Below are 23,164 nucleotides of genomic sequence, written 5' to 3'. Positions count from 1 at the left end.
TTGTTACCTGTTGGGGGACGCATGGATACAGAGCATGACAGTGCTCAAAGAGGACCACAGCTTCCACTTGCAATGCTTGGCGAGGGAGAGACCGCTCATATTGTGGGCGTGAAAGGTGCCTCTGAATTACGCCAACATCTTGCAACATTAGGCTTTGTCGATGGGGCAGAGGTGTCGGTTGTCTCACGAGTAAACGGTGACGTTATCGTGACCGTCAAAGGTGCTCGCCTAGGCCTTAACCGTCAGATGTCCAACCATATTATGGTGACACCATAACCATGTTTTTAACGCTTTCATGTGGCAATTTTGTTGTTGTATAGCGCTGCATTTTGCGGCTTAGATGCCAGAGAAACTGGCAGGAGGAGGAAATATGTCCACTTTGAAGGAAGTGAAAGTGGGGCAGAGTTGTACCGTGGCCAAGTTGACTGGTACCGGCGCAGTAAAGCGTCGCATCATGGATATGGGCCTTACCAAAGGAACCGAGGTTCATGTAAAGAAGGTTGCCCCGCTCGGCGACCCCATTGAGCTTACCGTTCGTGGATATGAGCTCTCCATCCGTAAGGATGAAGCGGCAAGTATCGAAGTCACTGACGTTCACTAGAGGAGTAACGGATGTCCGATAAAACCATTATTGGTCTTGCAGGTAATCCAAACTGCGGCAAGACCACTCTGTTTAATGAACTGACAGGATCAAACGGATATGTCGGCAACTGGCCGGGCGTTACCGTTGAGAAGAAGCAGGCAACATGGCGCGTAGATAAAAACGTTACCTTCGTTGACCTGCCTGGTATTTATTCTCTTTCACCATATTCTCCGGAAGAGACGGTCTCGCGTGATTACATTGTAAACGAGCGCCCCGATGCCATCATCAACCTGCTTGACGTTACCAACCTTGAGCGCAACCTCTATCTGACCACACAGGTTCTTGAGGCAGGTCGTCCGGTTGTCGTTGGCTTGAATATGATTGACCTGCTCAAAGAGCGCGGCGACGTTATTGATACGAAAGTTTTGTCCGAGAAGCTCGGCGTTCCCGTTGTTGAAGTTTCAGCACTTCATAACACAAATGTTACTGAGCTGGTTCAAGCTGCTATTAAAGCAGGCAAGAAAGACATCCCTGCTCAAGGCCCCAAGTGCTTCTCGCCGGAAGTAGAGACAGCGCTTACAAAAATTGCCGAGCTCATTGCTGACGTTGCTCCTGCTGCGCTTTCCCGCTGGTACTCCATCAAGGTCTTTGAGCGTGATGCATCCGCCATTGCTCCTCTTGGTCTTTCTGCCGAGAAGAGCGCGCAGCTTGAGAAGGTTATCTCCGCTGTTGAGAAATCACGTGACGACGACGCTGAGTCAATCATTACCTCTGATCGCTACGAGTGGATTGCAATGGTTATGGAAGCCGCGGTGAAAAAGGCTCCCAAGAAGCTCACACGCTCCGAAAAAATCGACCGCATTGTGACAAACCGTATTTTGGGTCTGCCTATTTTTATCGCAGTCATGACGCTCGTATACTTCCTGGCTATTTCAACGGTGGGTACCGCGGCTACCGACTGGGTGAACGACAATCTGTTTGGTGAAGGTTTCCACGTCTTTGGTATTGGCGACGCCGAGTACAAAGCAGCGAAGGCAGAGTTCGATGAGCATCACTATGGCGATACCATTGATGCATATCTCGATGCTGCTAAAGAAGCCGGTATTGACACTGATGCTGCTCAGGCTGCTGTTGAGGCAAAAGAGTGGGATTCCGAGGATATTGCGAATTTCATCGAGGAAGCCTCAAAGAAAAATGTTATTGCGACAACCACACCGCTGCACGATGAAGACGGTAATCTGATTGATACCGATGATAATCCGGTCAGGCTTGATGCCGACGGTAATCCCATTCTTGCTGAAGGCCAGGTTCTCAAGACGGCCGGCGGCGTTACCGCTGATGGCTTCAAGACCGCTATCGAGGGCTCGGCGGATGAACCCGAGGCCTCCAGCTATGGTATTTGGTCCCCGAGTATCCCTGACGTAGTGAAGGGTGCGCTCGAAAGTGCCGGTGCAAGTCCTGTGGTTGTCGGCCTCATCATTGACGGTATCATTGGCGGTGTCGGCTCCGTTTTGGGCTTCATCCCACAGATGCTTGTCTTCTTTGTGTTGCTGTCATTCCTTGAGGACTGCGGTTATATGAGCCGCGTTGCCTTTGTTATGGACCGCGTGTTCCGTCGCTTTGGTCTCTCCGGCAAATCGTTCATTCCGCTTCTGATTTCTTCCGGCTGCGGTGTTCCCGGTGTTCTCTCAACGCGTACCATTGAGAACGAGAAGGATCGTCGTATGACCGCCATGCTTACCACGATGATCCCGTGCTCCGCCAAGCAGCCGATTATTGCGCTTGTGATGGGTGTTCTCATTGGTGGCTCAAGCAATTGGTGGGTTGCTCCCATGTTCTATTTCATGGGTGTTGCCGCAATTATTATCTCGGCCATCATGCTGAAAAAGACAAAGCCCTTTAGCGGTGAGCCTGCTCCATTTGTCATGGAGCTGCCTGATTACCACTGGCCTTCCATACGTTCATGGGCCATGCACGTGTGGGAGCGCATTTCCGCCTATATCGTAAAGGCCGGTACCATCATCTTTGCCGCTGCCGTTGGTGTATGGGCGCTTTCCAACTTTGGTTGGGCCACATGGGACGGCGGAACTGGCGCCTTTGGCTTCTTGCCTGGCTTTGATGGCGCTCCTGGTGACGCCATGGAATACTCCCTGCTCAAATATATCGGCGAGGCAGTTGGTGTTATCTTCGCTCCGCTCGGCTTCAGCAACTGGCAGTCGGCTTCCGCTTCCATCTCAGCACTTATCGCTAAGGAAAACCTTGTTTCCACCTTTGGCGTACTCTATGGTCTTGGCGAAGCTTCCGAAAAATCCGTCAACATGTGGTCCGCGTTTGGCAACATGTTTACCGACGCAGGTGGCGTTCTCCACGTTGGTGCCATGTGTGCATTTGTGGCGTTTAACATGCTCGACGCTCCGTGCTTTGCCGCAATCGGTACGATTCGCCGTCAGATGGACAGCCCCAAGTGGTTCTGGTTTGCAATCGGTTATCAGTGCATCTTTGCATGGGTTGTCGGCTTGATTATTAACCAGCTCTGGGAGTTGTTTGTCCTCGGAACGTTTGGCGTTTGGACTGTGATCGCATTTGTGCTTCTGGCAGGTATTCTCTTCCAGCTGTTCCGTCCAACTCCTAAGTGGGATAAGAAGGACGACAAGATCCTTTCAAGCCTGAACGTTGCTTCTGCAAAGTAGGGGTGATGTTCATGCAGACAGAGGCTGTGTTCTCGTAAACGCCTGCGGTAAGCGTTAGGTTTCAGGCAGGCTGTGGGTACCTCAGGGTGCGCGCAGCCTACCTTTGTATAGAAGTAAGATTTGTCTAACTTTGAAGATTTTGTGAAGAAGCGAGAAGAATGCCATTCTCACTAGAAAGTTTCTATAGGTTAACTTATTCTTACATCACGGAATGGATATACTCCTTCCGGGAGACGATTTCCCTAATCGCTCTCTTCTTTGGTTCCACGTGCCCAAGACGGTAGACCCTCTCCCTACTTTCTAGGCAAAGAACACGAGCCGCCGACTCTGGGTGTCGGCGGCTCGCCCCTTTTAAAAGCAACAATGAAGTATCTGCTGATGTACATCTACACCGCGCCAAAGAGCAGCTCTGCTGCGCCAATAAGCGGCTATACCGCGTTTATTGGCGCACTTACTTACGCTCGGGTTCGCTTACACCGTGTTTATTTACGTCCGTCTGTTACTTTTTGTTGGGATCGGCATCCAGATCGCACGTCATGGATGCGAGATCGCTGGTATCGCGATCAATTTTGATATTGAGTGAGAAGTCAGGGTACTTCTCGCTAATGTCTTGCATGATGTGGTACATAAGTGCTTCGGAATCAAAGCCAAACTCGACAACCATGTCAAACGCTACATATTTTTCGTCTATGTTGGCGGTAAATCCGTGGACCTGAATGACGCCGTCGTGTCGCATGGCAATCTTGGTAATTTCCGTACGCATTCCGATGACGGTATTATCTTGCGTATTGCGTGCATAGATGCCAATGGCAGCTACGATAATTTGTCCGTCTGTCTGGTCGTAGATCTCACTGGTCAAACGGCGCGTCATGGAGTCAATTTCAGTTGCGGTCATCTGATCGGAGATTTCGGTATGAAACGAACCAACATAGCGATCGGGCCCGTAGCTGTGGAGAATGAGGTCATATACCCCTTCTGCCTCGGGATCGTTTGCCACAATTTCAGCAACCCGAATGGAAAGCTCAGAATCCGAGCGCATACCAATAATCTCTTTCATGGAGCCACGTAGCATTTCAACTGCGGCCTTAATAATGAAGCCTGAAATGACAACTCCTACATACGCTTCAAGACTGATTTTTGTGAACGTAAAAATCAGAGCGGCGGCAAAAACTGACGTGGAAAGTATGGCATCAAAGAGGGCGTCCGATCCTGAAGCAATGAGCGTATCTGAGTGAACGCGACGTCCTCTTGCTCGCACAAAGCGACCTAAAACAATCTTTACGACAACCGCTACCGCAATGATTACCAGCGAAGTTGTTGAATACTCGGGTGTTTCGGGGTTAAGGATTCCTTTTACGGACTCTATAAGTGAAGAAATACCTGCATACATGATGATTGCGGCAATAACCGTGGTCGTAATGTATTCAATACGACCGTGTCCGAACGGATGCTCGCGATCTGCGGCGCGATTGGAAAGCTTTGTGCCGGCAATGGTGATGATGGATGAGATGGCATCGGACAGGTTGTTAACCGCGTCAAGAACGACGGCAATGGAGTTGGAAAGAAGCCCAACGACGGCCTTAAAGGCCGCAAGCGCTACGTTTGCGGCAATGCCAATGATGCTGGTTTGAACAATGATTTTCTCGCGATTGGCCATGCGGTTTGGCTTAGGTTCCGTTTGGTGTTGAGCTTGGGAATCGTTCATGTATCTTCCTTACGTAGGGGTGTCCGTGCTCGCAAGAATATTGTCCGTTACTTTTTTGAGCAGCCTTTTGAGCTCGATAGTTTCTTCTGGCGACAAGTGCACGCATGTTCCCATCTTTTGCGGAACAACAACCATTTTATCCTTCAGGGATGCTCCTTCGGGCGTAAGAGAGACAATCAGCCGACGACCGTCTTTGGCGCTTTTTTCGCGAAGAAGATACTTCTTGTCTTCAAGCTTTCGAAGCAGGGGAGTTAATGTGCCTGAGTCAAGCATGAGTTGTTTGCCAAGCTCATTTACGCTGACGGTTTTCTTCTCCCACAAAACCATCATGGCAATGTATTGGGTGTAGGTGAGGCCAAATGGTGCGAGGAATGGCGTATATCGCCTCACAACTTCTTTGGCCGCTGCATACAGCGGAAAGCATAGCTGATTATCAAGAAGCAGCATATCCTCAAGAGCCATGCTGTCTTTATTTGACATCGGATTCCACAAGATTTTTGATGGCGGCTTCAACTTTCTTCATGTCAACGGTTGGCTCAAATCGCGAGACGAGGTTGCCTTCACGATCAACCAAAAACTTGGTGAAATTCCACATGATATATGCCTTATCACCAAACTGCTTGTTGTTCTTGTCGGCAAAAGGCTTAAGCATAAGAGCTTTGGGGCTGTGTCCAAAACCCTCAAAAGGAAGCGCCGTGGCAAGACGCACAAAGAGGGGATCTGCGGTTTCACCGTTGACGTCAATTTTTTTGAACTGGGGGAACTCGGTCCCAAACTTCATGGTGCAGAACTGATGGATCTCGTCGTCAGATTCCGGTGCCTGGCCTGCAAATTGATTGCAAGGGAAATCAAGAATCTCAAAGCCTTCGTCACGGAACTTAGAGTAAATCTTTTCCAGGTCCTCATACTGTGGGGTAAAGCCGCAGCCGGTTGCGGTATTAACAATGAGAAGCACCTTTCCTTTGTAGGCGGAAAGAGGAACGGCTGCACCCGTGCGATCGGTAACGGACAGGTCATATATGTTTGTGCTCATCGTAGTCCTTTCATATTGAGGTATGTGTGCCATGTGGCATACGAGAAGTGTAGCCGTTTTCTCGTGTGTACAATAGATAAATTGTGCACAATCTAATTTTTTCAGAAATTTTACGGAGAAGTTCGACTGCAATCTGCTGTTCCAATTGTTTGAGAAGGTACTACCAAAATCACCTTGGACGTCATTATCAAAAAATTTCAAAAAAGTGAAATTTAACCCTTGCAATGTAAGAAAAAACTTCGTATGTTCAGATACATTATTTGTTGCAAACCTTCCTGTGGGGGATTGATCTTATACAGGAAAAGGAGCATAGAGGATAAGGAGTTTGCCATGAAAAAGAGAACCGGATTTTGCATTGGTGCTGCAGGTGCAGCTCTTGCCGGTGTTGTTGCAGGTCTTGCTTCAAACGGAACGCTTCACAAGGCGGCGGTAAAGGCAACCGTCTGCGGTCTGCGTGTATCCGATTGCGTTGCCGCTGAAACTCAGAACGTTGTTGACGAGGCAAATGACGTTGTCGCTGAGGCTCGTCGTGAGTCCAAGATCCAGGCAGCGGTCAATGCTCGTCTTGCGGAGATGGAAGAGGACATCCGCAAAGAGGTCACCAAGAAAATTGATGCCGAGGGCGCTCAGGCATAACCTATGCGCTATACCATTACGAATGAAATAGCCGGTCGCATCCGTTTACGGTGCGACCTTGGCTTCATTGACGACGGAGAAGCGCGTGGCGTCGCATACGATCTTATGCGCTCGGGTTTAGTGCGGCACGCAGAGGTTCACCCCGCCAACCAATCACTGTTGGTGCGCTTTGACCCTGCCCGGCGTGAGGAAGTTTTGGCTTTTATCGCGGCCTTTGATCCGCTCAGACTGCCCCGCGAAGACGAGGCCGGTCTTGAAGACTTTTGCAATGCCATTGAAATGGCAAGCGAGAATAACCGTTTTCAAATGCAGCTTGCCTTTGTCTTTATGCGGCGCTGGTTGTTTAGGCTTCTTCCGCTTCCTTTGGCAATGCAACGTATATGGGTGTTGCTGCGTGCCATTCCGTTTTTACGTGCAGGCTGGCAGCGTCTTATACATCGTGAGCTTAAAGTTGAACTTCTTGATGCGGCGGCCATTTCCGCATCCATTATGAACGGCAATTGGGGAGAAGCGGGACAGATCATGTTCCTGCTCAATTTGTCGGGCGTTATGGAAGATCACGTGGCAAGCCGTGCACGCCTTGCGCTCCGCAACGGTCTCATTACCCGTGCCGATAACGTTTGGGCAGTTATTGATGGGCAAGATGTTCGCATTCCTATTGCGTCTGTTACAAAGGGACAGATTCTACATCTGAATGCAGGCAGTGTTTTGCCCGTTGACGGCAGCGTCGTGGAGGGTGAAGGCGAGCTGAACGAAGCGTCCATGACGGGAGAGTCACGTTTGGTGCACAAGCGTGAGGGATCTACCGTTTATGCAGGCACGGCTCTTGAAGACGGGGATCTGAAGATTCGCGTTACTGCCCCTCCAGGAGTTTCTCGCATTGATGGCATCGTTGAGATGGTTGAGCAATCGGCCCAGCTAAAAGCCGGAGCTCAGTCAAAGGCCGAGCGTCTATCTGATGCACTGGTTCCGTATAACTTTGCGGCGTTTTTTGCACTTCTCGCCATAACACGCAATGTTCAAAAGGCTATGACGGTGCTGATGGTCGATTATTCGTGTGCCATTAAGTTGTCGACACCGGTTGCCGTGGGTAGTGCAATGGATGAGGCTGCCAATTTTGGTATGACCGTCAAAGGCGGTAAATATCTCGAGAAGTTCGCTGCGGCCGATCTCATTGTTTTTGACAAGACGGGTACTTTGACCAAAGCCGTACCGCATGTCGAAAGCGTCATTAGCTTTGATGATCGCTCCGAAAACGAGCTCTTAAAACTTGCCGCCTGTATCGAGGAGCATTTCCCACATAGTATGGCCCGCGCAATCGTTTCCGAGGCTGAGCGTCGCGGCCTTGACCATCAAAAAGAGCTTCATGCTGAGGTCAAATATGTTGTGGCGCACGGTATTCGCACACAGGTCGGTGGTAAAGAGGTGTGCATAGGATCTTCGCACTTCCTGTTTGACGATGAGGGTGTGGCATATCCAGAGGGTGCACGCGAGCGTATTTATGCATTGGCTCCTACTGCGTCCATCATTTATATGGCAGAAGACGGAAAGCTTGTAGGTGCAATCTGTATCAGCGATCCTCTGCGTGAAGAAGCCGCTTCGGTCATCTCACAGCTGCGTGCATTGGGCGTTAAGCGATTTGTCATGCTTACCGGCGATTCGGAAAATGTTGCTGCAAATGTGGCGCAGCAGCTTGGCATTGACGAGTATGTTTCTCGCGTACTTCCGGAAGACAAGCGCTCTTACGTCGAGAAGTATCGTGCAGAAGGATATACCGTTGCCATGGTAGGGGACGGCATCAACGACTCTCCTGCGCTGGCGGCATCAGATGTGTCTTTGGCAATGTCCGATGCGAGTGATATCGCACGAGCCGTTGCGGATATCTCCATTCGCAATACGTCTCTGGAGTCTCTGGTTATCATGCGCCTGCTTTCACAACGTGTCATGCAGCGGATTCACCGGGATTATCGTGCTATTGTCGCTTTGAACACAGGATTTATTGCCGGAGGCGTTACGGGTCTCATCACTACGACAACGGCCGCCTTCCTGCACAATGAGCTGACGTTTGCGGTGACGGTTGCCAATACGCGTTCTTTGCTGAAGAGCGCAAAAGCAAATGCCGAGCTTTCCGATAGGACGCGGGCTTTGCTTGAGAATCATCATGTGGCGTAGCGTTTTTTAGAGACCTCAGAGTCGGTCACGTGGGATAGAGGCTGCTGAGTCGGGCGTTTTGGATAGAGGCTATCCAAAACCAAGCTCCAAAATCGGTCATCTAAAAAGTTCAAAAAACTCTAGAAAAATAGTTAGTCTTAGTTTACACTTTTCTTGTTAACTAAGACTAACTCATATAGAGAGCATGTCGTTACCGTGTGTCTCAAGTGGGGAAATCTTAGTTTTCGCGTCTGTTTTATCCGACCGGGCTTGGACCCCTCTCCCCAAGTAACCGGTATTTCTCGGCGATGCCAGCTCTACCTGGCTGGCGTCGCCATTTTGTACGAAAGGAGCCGTGTGGACGTTATGCCTCTGTCAGATGTTTCTGATATGCACGTGTCGTCGCATTGCGAGAAGCTCTTTTCGTCAGATTTTTGTCAGGAATTCATAGGCGCTTTTGTACGTTGTGCCGCCGGTGTTGTGGCGGGGATAAAGCCTGGTGCCCTGTATTCGTTTGAGGTTGTGCCGCATTGCGAGTCGTGTCTGTCAAGGGTGTGTCCTGCCGTGCAGTACCGTGCAATGATGTGCGATTTTGCTCGCGAAGTTGAGCTTTTTGGTGTCAAGATTGTACCGATCAGCCCGCTTCATAAGAGAATTCATTTTCTTGTATATAGAACCGAGCATGTAAAGAGCATCATCTCAAAAAAACAGTCGTGGGAGTTTTTGCGTGAGCGCGGCTTTACGTCGTCTTCCTGGCAGGACATCATGAGAGATTTTCGTGTGAGACTGACACGCTACCACTGTGGTCTGTCGCAGGAATATCCTCATGAAATTGGACTTATCCTTGGATATCCTCTTGAGGATGTTAAAGGTTTTATATCGGGTGCGCGCGAGACCTGCCGTGGTCCGTGGCGGGCGTATGGAAATGCGGCGGCGGCGCAGGCAAGTTTTGAGAGGCTTGCTTTCATTGAACGAGCCTTCCGCACAAGATTTTCTCAGGGAGAGTCGCTTTTTGAGTTGCTTCAATCTGCAGGCGATACCAAAGTATCCGCTGCATAAGATGGAAATTCCCAAGCATATGCGATTAAGCTTGGGCGAGACCCGATAGCTCGGGTAAAAGGAGGAAACATGAGTAAAGTTGCTGTCGTGTATTGGTCACAGACCGGAAATACCGAGGCCATGGCAAACGAGCTTGCTTCTGCCGCCGGAACTGAAGCCATTGAGGTTTCAACATTCTCACCGGAGTCCGTGGCTGACTATGATGCCTTTGCATTTGGTTGCCCTGCAATGGGTGATGAGGAGCTCGATCCTGACTTCGAGGAAGTGTGGAACGAGTGCGCTCCAAAGTTTGACAGCAAGCCCGTCGCTCTTTTCGGCTCCTATGACTGGGGAACCGGCGACTGGATGGACACATGGCGCGAGAATGCCGAGGCGGCAGGCGTTAACGTTGTCGACACGCTCATTTGCAACCTTGAGCCTGATGATGAGGCAATTACGGCACTTCAGGCGCTGGGAGAGAAGCTTTCCGCCTAAGGATTTCGTCGCTTCCGGAAGCTTTCCGGCGAGCTATTATTACGTGTAATTACGCGTGATAAAAATACCACGTGCGATAGACGTGCTCGCGTGTGGCAAAACAGTTCTAAGCGAGAAGAACCCGGATCTTTCGGGTTCTTCTCATCAAAACAGGAGGGGTGTGTATGGGTATCAATATTGTTGTTGGGATTATCGTGGTAATAATCCTTATTGTTGCGGTTCGTCGGTTTGTGGGCGTTGCGTCGGGCAAGAAGGGCTGTTGCAGTGATGAAGGAACCGGTATCTCAACTTGCAACACCGCAAAAGCTCCCGATCCCGGTGCACCAAAAGATCAAGACGAATCTCATTACCCTTATACGGCAGTTTATGAAATTGGTGGTATGACGTGTGAGAATTGTGTGCGCCATGTGACTTCGGCTCTCAATTCCGTAGAGGGAACTTGGGCGACTGTTACGCTTGCAGGCGGCCAAGCTCGCGTTCGTTCCAAGAATCCCTTGAATGTTGACGCATACAAAAAGGCCGTAGAATCTGCAGGTTACAGACTTCATGTGTAAAAATTCATAGAACCTAAAGGTTTTTACTCTTTTTACTCGAAACACTTGCAGCTAGACGCTCTTTTCGTTATTCTTATGACCGTATGCCCACAAGGACATACAACGTATCTATTGGCCCCTGAGAGCATGTAAGTTTCCGTAGACGCCCACTATGATTTGGCACTGCAGGCACAGACCATGACGACCGGGGCCCCGTTTTGGAAGGGGTCCACCTTTGAGTGAGATTCAGAATTCGTCCATCTTTTCGCTGGATGACATCTCTGATGAGGAGATGAACAATCTCATCGACGGCACTGTCACCGATTTTAACGAGGGAGACCTTGTTACCGGCACCGTCGTCAAGATTGAGCGCGATGAGGTCCTGCTTGACATCGGATATAAGTCTGAGGGCGTTATTCCTGCCCGCGAGCTTTCTATCCGCAAGGATGTTGAGCCCTCTGAGCTTGTACACATGGGTGATGAAATTGAGGCTCTGGTTCTTCAGAAAGAGGATAAAGAGGGTCGTTTGGTGCTCTCCAAGAAGCGTGCCGAGTACGAGCGCTCTTGGAAAGCCGTTGAGGAGAAGTTCAACGCCGGCGAGACTGTTGAGGGCGAGGTCATCGAGGTTGTCAAGGGCGGCCTGATTCTTGACATCGGTCTTCGCGGCTTCTTGCCTGCATCGCTTGTTGACCTTCGCCGCGTGAAGGATCTCAGCACCTTTATGGGTACCCGTATTGAGGCTCGTGTTATTGAGATGGATCGCAACCGCAATAACGTCGTTCTTTCTCGTCGTGTGGTTCTTGAAGAGGCACGTAAGGCAGAGCGTCAGGACATCCTTGGCAAGCTTAAGGTTGGCATGAAGCTCCAGGGTACCGTTTCTTCCATCGTTGAGTTTGGTGCCTTCGTTGACCTTGGTGGTATCGATGGTCTGGTTCACATCTCCGAGCTTTCTTGGAACCACGTCAATCACCCGTCTGAGGTCGTTAAGGTTGGTCAGGAAGTTGAGGTCCAGGTCTTGGACGTTGACCTGAACCGTGAGCGCATCTCCCTTGGTCTCAAGCAGACCACTGAGGATCCATGGCGCGTTCTCGTTTCCAAGTTCCCCGTTGACGCTATTGTTGAGGGCACCGTTACGAAGCTCGTTACCTTTGGTGCCTTCGTTGACCTTGGTGATGGCGTTGAGGGTCTTGTCCACATCTCCGAGATGGCAAAGCAGCATGTCACTGCTCCTTCTCAGGTCTGCACTGTGGGCGACAAGGTTCAGGTTAAGGTTATGGAGATTGACCTTGATCGCCGCCGTATCTCTCTGTCCATGAAGGCAGCTGCCGAGACTCTCGGAATTGACATTGACGTCAAGCCTCTTCCTGAAGAGGAGCGCGCTGCCGCTGAGGCTGCCGCCGCTGAGGCCGAGGCAACCCTTGAGGCAGACGAAGCCGCCGCTGAGGCAACCGAGACTGCCAAGGAAGCTGCTCAGGCAGACGCTGAGGCTGAGACTGCCGCAGAGGCTGAGGTTGCACCTGAGGCCGATGCAGACGCTGAGGTCGAGAAGAGCGACGAGTAATTCAGACCGGCTTTAAACCGGCGGTTTGCACAAACGCCAACGGCGCGATGTGCAGGTCTTTTAGAGTGTATTTTAAAGGGTGGCTCCGGCTGCCCTTTTTGTTTTTACGTCAAGACCACACAATGATATTCAAAGTGAGTTTAGAATGGTAAAGAGAGCCGCAAGAGATAAGGCGAGAAGAACCACGTCTTGCCGCTTCGGGAAGGCTGCCTGAGGCGAGCGGGAAAGACAGGAAGCCGGCAATAAGATCCGCGAAAGAGGAGTTTGTGTATGGAACGCCAAAATGAAGCACTGATAATCGTTGATGTACAGTATGACTTTGTAGAAGGCGGAAGCCTTGCGGTGGAGGGCGGAACGAATCTCGCAAACCGACTTGCCACGTTTGTGGACCAAGGTGCAAACGGCATTGCACATATTATTACCACGCAAGACTGGCACATTGATCCGGGTAGTCACTTTGCGGATGAGCCCGATTTTATCGATACGTGGCCGAAGCACTGCGTCGCTCATACGCATGGAGCGGAAATTGTTGAACCACTGTCAACATCGCTTAAGGCACATGGTGTTGATGCGCAAATCCACAAAGGTATGCATGAGGCAGCCTATTCGGGATTTGAAGGAATCGAAGAAGCCACGGGTCAAACACTTGCAGAAAAGCTGCGGTTACTTGGGGTGGACACTGTCTACATAGCCGGTATTGCAACTGATTATTGCGTCAAGCAAACCGCACTTGACGCCGTTAAAGCCGGATTTACAACCAAACTCCTAAAAGATTTTGTCGTGGGAATCAACCCTGACAGCGTGCAAGCTCTTCTCGATCACGAATTTGCGGACGCAGGCATTCATTTAGTTTGAGTGGCTGGTGTCTGAGCTGCTCGAGTTGCTTGAGTCATCTGAATGAGAGTCTGCTGAAGAACTCGATGATTTCGAGCCGATCTGAGAAGTTTTTGAATCTGTCGACGTATTTGAAGAGTTGCTCGTAGAGCTATTGTTTGATGAAGAGTTAGACGTCTTTTCCGAATCAGTGGAGCTGTCCGTTGAGGTAGAGCCGGACTTTTGAGAGTCTTCGGTGGAGTTTTTTGTTGAGTCGTCGGTTGTGCTGCCGGCATCGGACTGCTTGCTGTTTGTGTCCGAGGTGTCTTGCGAGGTCTTCTCGCTTGAAGAAGTTGATGTGTCGGCTGCCTTTGTGCTGTCGGTGTCGCTGCTTTGAGTAGATACGATTGACGTGAGGCCTACTTGTGGGCCAAGGCCGCTTCCTTGCGTAAAGACATTGACGAGAAGTGCATATACGAGCACTACAACAACCGCGACAAGTGCGGTAACCAATGCGACACGGCGAGCAACCTTGACATTATGGGTATGAGCAGCCTGCTCACGCAGCCTGTCCGGTGCCACACGACCATATTGACGACTACGCTCTGTTGAGGTTGCTACATGAGCGCCAGTATGAGTGGCAAAAGAGTGGTTGTAGTTGTCGTTGGAAGGCGAGCCACTGTTTTGGGAACCATTGCCTTGAGAGGTATTGTTTTGTGAGTTGACAACCTCATTGGTGCTTGTGAGGTTACGGAGCTTATGAGCCGATTTCTTTAAGATATTCTGGTATACCTGAGAGGCAATGCCGGATGCTGCTGCACCGACGGCAACGCCAATGATGGATCCTGCAATACCAATCTGAGACGAAAGAGCAAAGGCAGTTACGGCAGCAAGCGATGATGCAAGAACTTGAGCCATTGAGAGGTCTTTAAGCAGTGACGGAGACTCTTCAGAGGCGTCGGTTGAAATGCCGTCACGTGAGGTATTGGCATGGGCGGCATCGTGTGAGCTGTTGGTATAAACGGTATCTCGTGAGGTATCGTGATCAAAAGAAGCCACTTTGTTTCCTCCTTATACAAGGCCGGAGCCAACTGGTTGGAATTGGAAGGCTCAGCCGTGAGTACCTGATGTTACGCCGCTTTGCAAAGATGTCAACGGATAGATAACGACTTTAGGTAATTTCCAAAAGCTCAATTACGCGAGAATAATTCTTTGAGAATCGCGGTATCATTTAGATGTATCGATTATCCGTCAAACGGAGGTTTTACTATGTTAGTAAGCGCAAAAGCTATGCTCCAAAGTGCTGAAAAGGGTCATTATGGCATCGGCGCATTCAACACTAACAATCTCGAGTGGGCATCTGCCATTCTGGAAGCAGCGGAGAAGACACAGTCTCCTATGATTATCCAGTGCACAGGTGGTGCGGCAAAGTGGCAGACCAGCTACCGCGTTGTTGCCGATATCGTTCGTAATCTTGTTGAAGACATGAACATTACCGTTCCTGTAGCAATGCATCTTGACCACGGCTCTTATGAGGACGCCTTCAAGGCAATTGAGGCTGGATTTACCTCCGTTATGTATGACGGCTCCCATGAGCCCGATTTTGAAACCAATCTCAAGCGTACTGCAGAAGTCATTAAGGCCGCTCATGCTAAGGGTATCTCTGTTGAGGCTGAGGTCGGCGGTATCGGTGGTACCGAGGATGGCGTAACTGCACAAGGTGAGCTTGCTGATCCTGAGGAATGCGCAAAGATTGCCGATCTCGGCGTTGACTTCCTTGCGTGCGGTATTGGCAACATTCATGGTATCTACCCTGCAAACTGGGAAGGTCTGTCCTTTGAACAGCTTCAGAAGATTAAGGATAAGGTCGGCGATCTGCCACTCGTTTTGCACGGAGGCTCCGGTATTCCTGTTGATCAGGTGCAAAAGGCCATTACTATGGGCGTTTCTAAAGTTAACGTCAATACCGATCTTCAGCTTGTCTTTGCTGAGGCAACGAAGAAGTATGTTGAGGCTGGCAAGATTGAAGAGGGCAAGGGCTACGATCCTCGTAAGCTCCTGAAGCCTGGTCGCGAGGCTATTGTTGCTCGCACCGAAGAGCTCATTAAGCAGTTTGGCTCTGACGGTAAGGGCTGGAACTAAAGTTTATCCGGCTAAGCCGCCTGTACAGTACGTTCACGTACTGAGCGGATTTGAGTGCAGTAAATTTTGATTTGCTTTCCGCAAAAGAGACCCTGGGTATGTTGTATACTCGGGGTCTTTTATTGAGTGAACGGTTTGAACTCTTTGATTATCTTAGTGTTGCCAAGAGGGTACTGCCGGAATGGTGCTGCCAAAATGACGCCAAGTTGGATCGTCATAATGGCGCTGCCAAACTTGCAGCAAGTTGGGCACGATTAACCAAACTTGCAGCAAGTATGGTTCATATATACCAAACTTGCAGTAAATATGGCAATATAAGCCATACTTGGCGCATTTCTGGCAGCTCTAGTCAGGTATGATCATGCTCGTAGGGTCTTCTCGCGTGGTTCTTATCGGTGGAGGAGTATACCTTCGTCGTGAATAACGCCCCCATTGGCTAAGTCTCAAAAGTAAGAGCAAAACAGGGTCGCATCTAAAAGGTGCGACCCTGTTTGTATGACGCTTTGTATCAACTAAGACTAAGTTTACATGACAATTACTGAACAGTTATCACATACATTACAACAAGTTCTTCTCGCTACTCTTTAATAGCAAGCTCCTGCTTTAGCTGACGGATGCGCTTGCGATACGGTTTTGCAAAAACAAAGAATTCAATAGCCGCAGCGATTATGAATGCAATACCTATTCCAGCGAGAATGCCGAAGGCGACAGGAGATACCTGTTGGAAAACTCCGTTTACACAAAGTGCCAGTACAATGAAAAGTTGTGTAATTATAATGGGGGGCCAAAAATTGGCCTTTTGAGCTTGGGCGATGCGAGACTTCAGATCGCTGTGGAGAACAAAGGGGGTTCCGTCATCCTTCTTGCGCAGATAAGCTCGGCCGGCATAGGTGGATACGGTTTCAATACCCATGTCTTCAAGGAAGCTGAGGTAATCGCGACCTTCTTTTGAGGTTGTACCCAAGATCTCAATGGCATATTGCCACATATGAGGCTCGCTTGTAGTAAATGTGTACGTTCCGCCGCGATAGTTAACCAGCTCTTTACCCTGGGCGCTCATTTGATTGAGCCATGCTTCTTCTGCATCAAAGTCGGTAAAGAATTTTTTGATTGTTGTTGAGGTGCTCATAATCAAGACTCCTTTGTATTGGCTGTGTTGATGACGTTTTGTGCGTTAGCGAGAAGTGCCTGTAGTCGATTAACTTCCTGCAAAAAAGCTTGCTTGCCCTGCTGAGTGATTCGGTACTCTTTTTTACGGTCGCTGGGTTGGTTGTGCAGAGCTTCTATCCAACCTTTTTCAATGAGCGAATTAATGGCACCGTAAAGTGTGCCCGCTCCGATGGCAACTCGACCGTCAGTAATCTCTTGGACGTTTTGCATAATGGCATATCCGTGCATAGGTTGATAAAGAGAAAGAAGAATGTAAAACGTCGGTTCAGTGAGTGTACCGGAATCGATTGCCTTTGCCATAACCCCTCCTTTCGTTGTGTAACTATGACGAAAAACAGAACTACGACTCTCGATATATCGAGTAACGTTATATCGTTATACATAATATATCGAGAGTCGTAATAGTTGTCAAGAAGATTTTAGAAAATTTTTTGAGGTTTTTTATTCGTCAAAGAGATCGGCGTGGGTTCCTGTTCGTGATAAGGTAAGGACCAGGTCATTGTCATTGATTGCATAAATAAGAAGCCAGTCAGATTTAATATGGCATTCCCGAAAGCCAATATAGACTCCTACTAAAGCGTGATCTCTATTGCAAGTGTCCAGAGATTCTCCATGGCATAGTTTGTCAAGAATCTTCTGAAATGCAGCCATGTCATAGCCGCGCTTCTTGATACGCTTATAGTCTTTCTTAAACTGTGTCGTAGGGATCAGGTTGAATTTCATGCAGCTACCTATTTATCAAGGGCCTCAAACATAGCATCAATTGAGTCATAGCTAACTGCTTTAACCTTACCTGCCATGATATCTTGTGCTTCTTTCATTGCCTTTTCAGTGGCTGCGTTGTAGTGGGGTTGACGTACTTCAAAAGGTAAACCACCTTCTATGACAGATTTATGGAGAAATATATTGATAGCTTCGGTCAGTGTCATCCCAAGGCTGGAAAAAATAGACTCAGCATCTGCCTTTACCTCTGGGCTCACGCGCATATTAATAGTTGCAGTCTTTGACATGTATCCCCCTCGTTTATCTAAACGTGTATACAATGTATCACGATTGCAATACATACTCAAGAAAGATTGCATTGGTCTTTTGATAACGGGCTTACCAGATAAACAACAGAATAAGCACAGTGTGTACGTAAACGAACATTGCGCCAAACTTCCATTTGATCTGCCGTTTTTCAGGTTCGTCAGGATCCTATTCGACCGTTACTGACTTTGCAAGGTTTCTCGGCTTATCAACGTCACAACCGCGAGCAAGGGCCACGGAGCGCGCAAAAAGTTGAAGAGGTACCGAAGCGATAATTGGTGAGAAGGCATCTCTGACTTTAGGCACGTAGATGACATAGTCGGCATGCTTTTTGATTTCCTGATCGCCTTCGGTCGCCACGGCAATAATCATGGCACCGCGTGCACGAGATTCTTGGATATTAGAGATCATCTTGTCGTATACCGGAGAGTTAGTTGCCACAGCAATGACAGGATAGCCTTTGGACAGAAGCGCAATAGGGCCATGCTTCATCTCTCCTGCAGCATATGCCTCAGCATGAAGATAGCTAATCTCCTTGAGTTTGAGAGCACCTTCGTAACAGATGGCAGCTCCCATGCCACGGCCAATGAACAGAGCGTCATTAGCATCCTTACAAGCCTGCGCTGCGATATCAATGGCTTTTGTATCGCCGAGAACTTCCTCAACCTGCTCGGCGGTATCGGCAAGCTCCCTAAAGAGCAAGCGTATCTGAGCGATTGAGAGCTTTCCTTTTGCCTGCGCAAGAACCATAGCAAGAAGCGTCAAGCTCACAATCTGGCCAAGGAAAGATTTGGTTGAGGCAACGGCAATCTCCTTGTTAGCCTTAGTGTAGATCACACCGTCAGACTCGCGGGCCACGGGACTTCCAATAACGTTGGTGATGCCAAAAACCTTGGCGCCTTTGATACGAGCGTCGCGAATGGCAGCCAAGGTGTCAGCGGTCTCACCGGACTGAGAGACGGCAACTACCAGTGTTGATGGAGTAATAATGGGGTTGCGATAACGAAATTCACTTGCAGCTTCAACTTCGACAGGTATGCGTGCCCAGCCTTCGATAAGCTGACGGGCGATAAGACCGGCGTGGTAGCTGGTTCCACAGGCAATAATATAGACGCGGTCAATTAAACGGAGCTGTTCCAAGGACATACCCAGCTCATCAATGGAGAGCACACCGTTGGTCAGACGTCCTGCAAGGGTATCGCGGATAACGCGGGGCTGCTCATGAATCTCTTTGAGCATGAAATCGGGGTAGCCGCCCTTCTCGGCAACATCAACATCCCAATCGACGTGCATAATCTTGGGTTGGACGGGGTTTCCCTCTGCGTCGGTGTAGCTGATACCATCGGGCTCCATAATGGCAAATTCATTATCACCGAGAACGGTAACGTCTCGGGAGGCTTCAATGACCGCGATGATATCGGATGCAACGTAGCTGCCCTTCTCGCCATGTGCGAGAACGATGGGGGAATCTTTACGAGTGACTACGATACGGCCGGGTTCCTGGGAGCAGACGACGGCAAGACCGTAGGTGCCTACAATTTGTGAACACGCTTTAGCAACAGCCTCGCGGAGGTTGCCGTCGTAGGCTTCTTCAATAAGGTGGGCAACAACTTCAGTGTCGGTGTCGCTACGGAATTTGTGTCCGCGAGCTTCAAGTTGCTCGCGGAGTTCGGCAAAGTTCTCGATGATTCCGTTGTGTACGACGGCAATTTTGTTGTCGCAAGAGGTGTGCGGGTGGGCGTTGCGCTCGCTTGGAGCGCCATGCGTTGCCCAGCGGGTATGTCCGATGCCACAAGAGCTTGCGTTATCGAGGTACTCCACCGCTTCAGCTAATCCCGCAACTTTTCCTACACGATGTACAACCGTAAGCTCTTCGTTGGTTGCGTTTTGCAAAGCAATACCGGCAGAATCATACCCACGGTATTCAAGGCGCCTCAGGCCTTCGATGAGGATGTCTTTTGCGCTTTGGTGTCCGGTAAAACCAACGATGCCGCACATATATAAGCTCCAATCATGTGCTTCCAAGAGTGTCACAGAAGCAATCGGTTTTAATCAATTCTCTCTATTTTAGCGGTTTATGCCGGACGAGTTTAGGTGGTACCAGAAACAAAGACCGGATTATGCGCGCGGATTATGCACAATGACACAAAAACGCCATGTATCCCCGATAGGCCTCATATAGGTCTGCCTTGCTTGCAATTTCCCACGGAGCGTGCATGGAAAGCACGGGAACGCCGCAGTCGATGACCTGCATACCATAGCGGGCGAGCATATACGCGATGGTTCCGCCACCACCCGCGTCAACACGGCCGAGCTCAGCGGTTTGCCACGTAATGCCGGCGTCATCCATAATCTGACGGATGAGTGCAATGTATTCAGCGTCGGCATCGTTTGAGTTACCCTTACCGCCACTGCCCGTGTATTTGTTGAACGCTAGGCCATGGCCCATGAACGCCGAGTTTTTAATTTCAAAGCTGCTCGGAAAATTGGGATCGTAGGCGGCGGAAACATCGCTTGAAAGCATACGGGAGTTTTTAAGACAGCGACGAAGTGCCAGGCTACCGCCTTCATCTGCAAGTTCCAAAATCTCAGCAATCGTATTTTCAAAGAACCTACTGGTCATACCCGTTGCACCGCGCGATCCGATTTCTTCTTTATCGGCAAGCACGGTAACTGCGGTGCGTTCAACCTCATGAGCATCAAGCTGAGCAATCAATGACGGATACGCACAAGAACGATCATCGTGGCCATAGCCCAAGACCATTGAGCAATCAAAACCCATGTCGCGCGCAGCGCCTGCAGGAACAATCTCGAGTTCAGCGGAAAGAAAATCCTCTTCTTCAATGCCGTAGGAGTCCTTAAGCAGTGCCAGTACAGAGGCCTTGACGGCTTCTTTTGCGGAAGGGTTTTCGGCATCGCATGCGTTGTCGGCTGTGATGTTTTGTGCGTTGGCATTGGAACCGTCAACTTCGTTGTTCTTCTCGACAAGGACAAGCGGGCGATTGCCAACAATCAGATCAAGCATCTCACCTTCGATGGCTTCGGAAGCTTTTTTGCCCAACTGTTCACGACTGAGATGGATGAGCAAATCAGAGATACAAAAGACAGGGTCGTCTTCGTCTTCACCGATTACCACCGGGACCGTTGAACCGTCTTTCAGAGCAATTACACCATGAATAGCCAAGGGGATAGTAACCCACTGATACTTCTTTACGCCGCCGTAGTAATGTGTGTCGAGTGTTGCAATTTCACTGCGTTCTTCAAGAGGATTTTGTTTGACGTCCAGTCGCGGTGAATCAATGTGAGCGCCAAGGATGTTGAGACCGTTTTGAAGCGGCTGCTTACCAAGCTGTACAAAGATGACGGACTTGCCGCGGATGTCGGCATAGATCTTATCGCCGGTCTTGAGTTTTTGACCAGCTGCGATAGCATCAGAAAGACAGATGTAACCAGCTTCTTTGGCAAGGCGAATGGCCGTTGCAGAGCACTCACGCTCAGTCTTGTTGTCGGAGATGAATGCCTTGTAGCCTTCGTTGAAGTAATGGAGCTCTTCGAGCTGTTCAGGCGAGTAAGACTTCCATGCGCTGGGACGTTCCATAAACCCTCCTTGGGATGCTTTTGGGCGGTTTGCTTGTTCAATGCGGTTAATCATAGTGGTTTCTCGGTGCTTCTTCAATTTGGAGCGCGGTTCAAACTTGAGGAGTTTGTATCGATCAAAACTATTAGCCAAAATCCACCACGGAAGTTGGCCAGTAATTATCAGAAAACAAGAATGCCATAGTCGTATCAAGAAGACCAATCGACTTCAATGTTACTGACCTATTTCGTAGACAGTACTTTCGCTTGTGATGGTTCAAGACTTTTGTATAGTGTTCAAGCCCCCAGCAGGGTAGCCTATCAACGTCGATTATGAAAGAGGTGCGCAATGCTGGACAAATTTTTTAGCCGTCGTGATTTCTTGAAGGCATCCGCTATGACAGCAGCAGGTGGTGGCGCATCTATGATGCTTGCTGCATGCAACAACAGTGGTGGCGAGAAGAACGACGGCGGCAGCGACAAAAAGAAGGTTCTGCGTTTTGGCTCTACCAACTCAAAGCAGGGTTTGGATATGCAGCGGGCAAATAACTCGCAATCAGCGGCCGTGGCTGATTCAATTTGCGAGGGTCTTTTGCGTTGGACTGAGGACAATGAGTTGGTACCTTGTCTTGCCAAAGCAGTCCCGTCGTTTGAATCTGATGGCGTTACGCTCAAAGTCGAGCTTAAAAGTGGCGTCAAGTTTCACGATGGAACCGAGCTTACGGCATCGGATGTCAAATATACCTTTGAGCGTATGTTCAAACCTGAAACAGGTGCACTTTCTACCAGCTACTTTACAGACATCAAGGGTGCCAAAGAAATGCTGGCAGGTACGGCTACGGAGCTTGAAGGTTTAAGCGTCGAAGATGACACGCATCTGACCTTTACGCTCACGGTGCCAAACGTTGCTTTTGTGAGTGCGCTTGGCATTTCATACGCGTGTATTTTCCCAAAGACGGCATGTGAAGCAGCCGGCAAGGATTGGGGAACGGGCACACATCTCATTGGTACCGGTAAGTATAAGCTTGCGGAAAATGACGACACCACTGCAGTGAAGCTTGTACGCTTTGATGACTATCATGATGGCACGCCTGCGCTTGATGAGATCCGTATCACTTACTATGACGATGACAACACCAAGCTTTTGGCGTATAAAAATGGCGACCTTGATTGGTGTGATCTTCCGTCTTCTCTCTTTAAGCAGTATTCCGATGATGCGGAGATTAAGGATCAGATTACAAGCTATCCAACCCTTGGCGTGAACTTCATTAATTTGAACCTCAAAGAGGGAAATGGCTTGGATGATGTAAAAGTGCGTCAGGCGCTCTCTCTTGCAATCAACCGTCAGGAGCTTGTGGATACGTTTGCTCACGGTAATGGCATTGCCTGTTCAGGTTGGCTTCCACAGCAGATTCCCGGCTTCGATAAGAATGCTCCGGTCTTTGAGTATGACGTTGAGAAAGCCAAGGCGCTTCTCGCTGAAGCAGGTGTATCCGATCTTAAACTGACGGGCAAGGTCCGCAAGGCAAGTGAGAAGCTCCTCGTTGCCGTACAGGACTACTGGCAAAAAGCGGGCATAACGCTTGATGTGCAGGTGGAAGATAATGCCGTATGGAACCAAGATTGGGCAGGCGGTAACCTTCAGGTGACAACGCTGGGCTGGTATGCACTCTTTGCTGACGGATCTCAGCACCTGGACACCTACTTCTCCAGTAAGAATGCGGCAAAGAAATCCTCGTTTTACAACAATGCCGACTTTGATACCTATCTGGAAGATGCACGCAAGGAAACGGACAAAGATAAGCGCGCGGAGGACTATAAGGCCGCGGACAATCTTTTGACCCGCACCGATTATGCAACTCTTCCGCTCTTTTGGCCAAAGAACTCTTTTGTGGCAAAAGACTACGTTAAGGGTGCTAAAGTAGGAAACCTGATTTACCACTTCTTTGATCTTGACATCGATGCGTCCAGTGCTGATTACAAGGCGCCCGAGGACTAATCGAGATTCT

Annotated in this window: 23 protein-coding genes; 13 read left to right on the top strand and 10 right to left on the bottom strand. The window is 49.5% G+C overall.

From position 1 onward, the window contains the following. Positions 1 to 21: 21 nt before the first annotated feature. The 3 genes from ATORI0001_RS06605 to feoB all read left to right on the top strand — a co-directional run bounded on the left by ATORI0001_RS06605 (position 22) and on the right by feoB (position 3,273). The gene (locus tag ATORI0001_RS06605; protein WP_003150218.1) at positions 22 to 276 is read left to right on the top strand and encodes a FeoA family protein; all 255 of its coding nucleotides are present in this window, start codon (positions 22 to 24) and stop codon (positions 274 to 276) included. A gap of 94 nt (positions 277 to 370) precedes the next feature. Further along, positions 371 to 601 (top strand): FeoA family protein, encoded by a 231-nt coding sequence (locus ATORI0001_RS06600; protein ID WP_003150399.1) that lies wholly within the window; start codon positions 371 to 373, stop codon positions 599 to 601. Between the two features lie 11 nt (positions 602 to 612). Beyond that, entirely contained in the window at positions 613 to 3,273 is a 2,661-nt protein-coding gene (gene feoB / locus ATORI0001_RS06595; RefSeq protein ID WP_003150249.1) for a ferrous iron transporter B, read from the top strand. A 499-nt stretch (positions 3,274 to 3,772) separates the two neighbouring features. On the opposite strand, the gene ATORI0001_RS06590 is transcribed toward feoB, so the two are convergent. The 3 genes from ATORI0001_RS06590 to ATORI0001_RS06580 are packed head-to-tail and all read right to left on the bottom strand — an operon-like array spanning position 3,773 to position 6,011. Further along, positions 3,773 to 4,978, bottom strand: coding sequence for a cation diffusion facilitator family transporter (locus ATORI0001_RS06590; RefSeq protein ID WP_003150159.1), 1,206 nt, complete (start codon positions 4,976 to 4,978; stop codon positions 3,773 to 3,775). 9 nt (positions 4,979 to 4,987) lie between these two features. Next, positions 4,988 to 5,440 (bottom strand): MarR family winged helix-turn-helix transcriptional regulator, encoded by a 453-nt coding sequence (locus ATORI0001_RS06585; RefSeq protein WP_244851848.1) that lies wholly within the window; start codon positions 5,438 to 5,440, stop codon positions 4,988 to 4,990. Between the two features lie 7 nt (positions 5,441 to 5,447). Beyond that, positions 5,448 to 6,011 carry a glutathione peroxidase gene (locus ATORI0001_RS06580; protein WP_003150294.1) on the bottom strand — a complete coding sequence of 188 codons (564 nt, stop codon included), beginning with the start codon at positions 6,009 to 6,011 and terminating at the stop codon, positions 5,448 to 5,450. 330 nt (positions 6,012 to 6,341) lie between these two features. Between ATORI0001_RS06580 and ATORI0001_RS06575 the strand changes: the two genes are divergently transcribed. The 7 genes from ATORI0001_RS06575 (at position 6,342) to ATORI0001_RS06545 (ending at position 13,280) form a co-directional block, all read left to right on the top strand. Beyond that, positions 6,342 to 6,647: a hypothetical protein gene (locus ATORI0001_RS06575; RefSeq protein WP_003150394.1), complete on the top strand. Its 306-nt coding sequence runs from the start codon at positions 6,342 to 6,344 to the stop codon at positions 6,645 to 6,647. Between the two features lie 3 nt (positions 6,648 to 6,650). Beyond that, positions 6,651 to 8,819 carry a heavy metal translocating P-type ATPase gene (locus tag ATORI0001_RS06570; RefSeq protein ID WP_003150346.1) on the top strand — a complete coding sequence of 723 codons (2,169 nt, stop codon included), beginning with the start codon at positions 6,651 to 6,653 and terminating at the stop codon, positions 8,817 to 8,819. Positions 8,820 to 9,164: 345 nt separating this feature from the next. Beyond that, complete coding sequence (locus ATORI0001_RS06565; protein ID WP_237755912.1) at positions 9,165 to 9,857, top strand: DUF3793 family protein; 693 nt, start codon at positions 9,165 to 9,167, stop codon at positions 9,855 to 9,857. Between the two features lie 69 nt (positions 9,858 to 9,926). After that, the gene (locus ATORI0001_RS06560) at positions 9,927 to 10,331 is read left to right on the top strand and encodes a flavodoxin domain-containing protein (protein ID WP_003150366.1); all 405 of its coding nucleotides are present in this window, start codon (positions 9,927 to 9,929) and stop codon (positions 10,329 to 10,331) included. A 164-nt stretch (positions 10,332 to 10,495) separates the two neighbouring features. After that, the gene (locus ATORI0001_RS06555) at positions 10,496 to 10,885 is read left to right on the top strand and encodes a heavy-metal-associated domain-containing protein (protein ID WP_003150230.1); all 390 of its coding nucleotides are present in this window, start codon (positions 10,496 to 10,498) and stop codon (positions 10,883 to 10,885) included. A 214-nt stretch (positions 10,886 to 11,099) separates the two neighbouring features. Next, a complete protein-coding gene (rpsA, locus tag ATORI0001_RS06550; protein ID WP_003150156.1) occupies positions 11,100 to 12,425 on the top strand; it encodes a 30S ribosomal protein S1 in 1,326 nt (441 codons plus the stop codon). A 270-nt stretch (positions 12,426 to 12,695) separates the two neighbouring features. Continuing rightward, positions 12,696 to 13,280 carry an isochorismatase family protein gene (locus tag ATORI0001_RS06545; protein WP_003150316.1) on the top strand — a complete coding sequence of 195 codons (585 nt, stop codon included), beginning with the start codon at positions 12,696 to 12,698 and terminating at the stop codon, positions 13,278 to 13,280. On the opposite strand, the gene ATORI0001_RS06540 is transcribed toward ATORI0001_RS06545, so the two are convergent. Continuing rightward, entirely contained in the window at positions 13,272 to 14,297 is a 1,026-nt protein-coding gene (locus tag ATORI0001_RS06540; RefSeq protein ID WP_003150254.1) for a hypothetical protein, read from the bottom strand. The genes ATORI0001_RS06545 and ATORI0001_RS06540 overlap by 9 nt on opposite strands. 210 nt (positions 14,298 to 14,507) lie before the next feature. On the opposite strand from ATORI0001_RS06540, the gene fba reads away from it, so the two are divergent. Both fba and ATORI0001_RS07950 read left to right on the top strand, forming a co-directional pair. Next, positions 14,508 to 15,380, top strand: a complete 873-nt coding sequence (fba, locus tag ATORI0001_RS06535) for a class II fructose-1,6-bisphosphate aldolase (protein ID WP_003150354.1) — start codon at positions 14,508 to 14,510, stop codon at positions 15,378 to 15,380. A 50-nt stretch (positions 15,381 to 15,430) separates the two neighbouring features. Beyond that, positions 15,431 to 15,739: a hypothetical protein gene (locus ATORI0001_RS07950; protein ID WP_162010746.1), complete on the top strand. Its 309-nt coding sequence runs from the start codon at positions 15,431 to 15,433 to the stop codon at positions 15,737 to 15,739. Positions 15,740 to 15,957: 218 nt separating this feature from the next. Here ATORI0001_RS07950 and ATORI0001_RS06530 read toward each other — a convergent pair whose 3' ends face one another. From ATORI0001_RS06530 to ATORI0001_RS06505, 6 genes are all read right to left on the bottom strand, one after another. Further along, complete coding sequence (locus tag ATORI0001_RS06530) at positions 15,958 to 16,509, bottom strand: DUF2812 domain-containing protein (RefSeq protein WP_003150416.1); 552 nt, start codon at positions 16,507 to 16,509, stop codon at positions 15,958 to 15,960. 2 nt (positions 16,510 to 16,511) lie between these two features. After that, entirely contained in the window at positions 16,512 to 16,850 is a 339-nt protein-coding gene (locus tag ATORI0001_RS06525; protein ID WP_003150265.1) for a PadR family transcriptional regulator, read from the bottom strand. 141 nt (positions 16,851 to 16,991) lie between these two features. Next, positions 16,992 to 17,273, bottom strand: a complete 282-nt coding sequence (locus ATORI0001_RS06520; protein WP_003150375.1) for a type II toxin-antitoxin system YafQ family toxin — start codon at positions 17,271 to 17,273, stop codon at positions 16,992 to 16,994. An 8-nt stretch (positions 17,274 to 17,281) separates the two neighbouring features. Beyond that, a complete protein-coding gene (locus ATORI0001_RS06515; RefSeq protein ID WP_003150401.1) occupies positions 17,282 to 17,560 on the bottom strand; it encodes a type II toxin-antitoxin system RelB/DinJ family antitoxin in 279 nt (92 codons plus the stop codon). 187 nt (positions 17,561 to 17,747) lie between these two features. Beyond that, on the bottom strand, positions 17,748 to 19,577 hold the full coding sequence (gene glmS / locus ATORI0001_RS06510) for a glutamine--fructose-6-phosphate transaminase (isomerizing) (RefSeq protein WP_003150234.1): 1,830 nt from the start codon (positions 19,575 to 19,577) through the stop codon (positions 17,748 to 17,750). 133 nt (positions 19,578 to 19,710) lie between these two features. Continuing rightward, positions 19,711 to 21,177, bottom strand: a complete 1,467-nt coding sequence (locus ATORI0001_RS06505) for an aminopeptidase (RefSeq protein WP_003150376.1) — start codon at positions 21,175 to 21,177, stop codon at positions 19,711 to 19,713. A gap of 327 nt (positions 21,178 to 21,504) precedes the next feature. Here ATORI0001_RS06505 and ATORI0001_RS06500 point away from each other — a divergent pair, with 327 nt between their 5' ends. Next, a complete protein-coding gene (locus ATORI0001_RS06500; RefSeq protein ID WP_003150224.1) occupies positions 21,505 to 23,154 on the top strand; it encodes an ABC transporter substrate-binding protein in 1,650 nt (549 codons plus the stop codon). Positions 23,155 to 23,164 lie beyond the last annotated feature (10 nt).

Source organism: Lancefieldella rimae ATCC 49626 (assembly GCF_000174015.1).
Taxonomy (GTDB): domain Bacteria; phylum Actinomycetota; class Coriobacteriia; order Coriobacteriales; family Atopobiaceae; genus Lancefieldella; species Lancefieldella rimae.
This window is presented reverse-complemented; position numbering and strand designations above follow the sequence as displayed.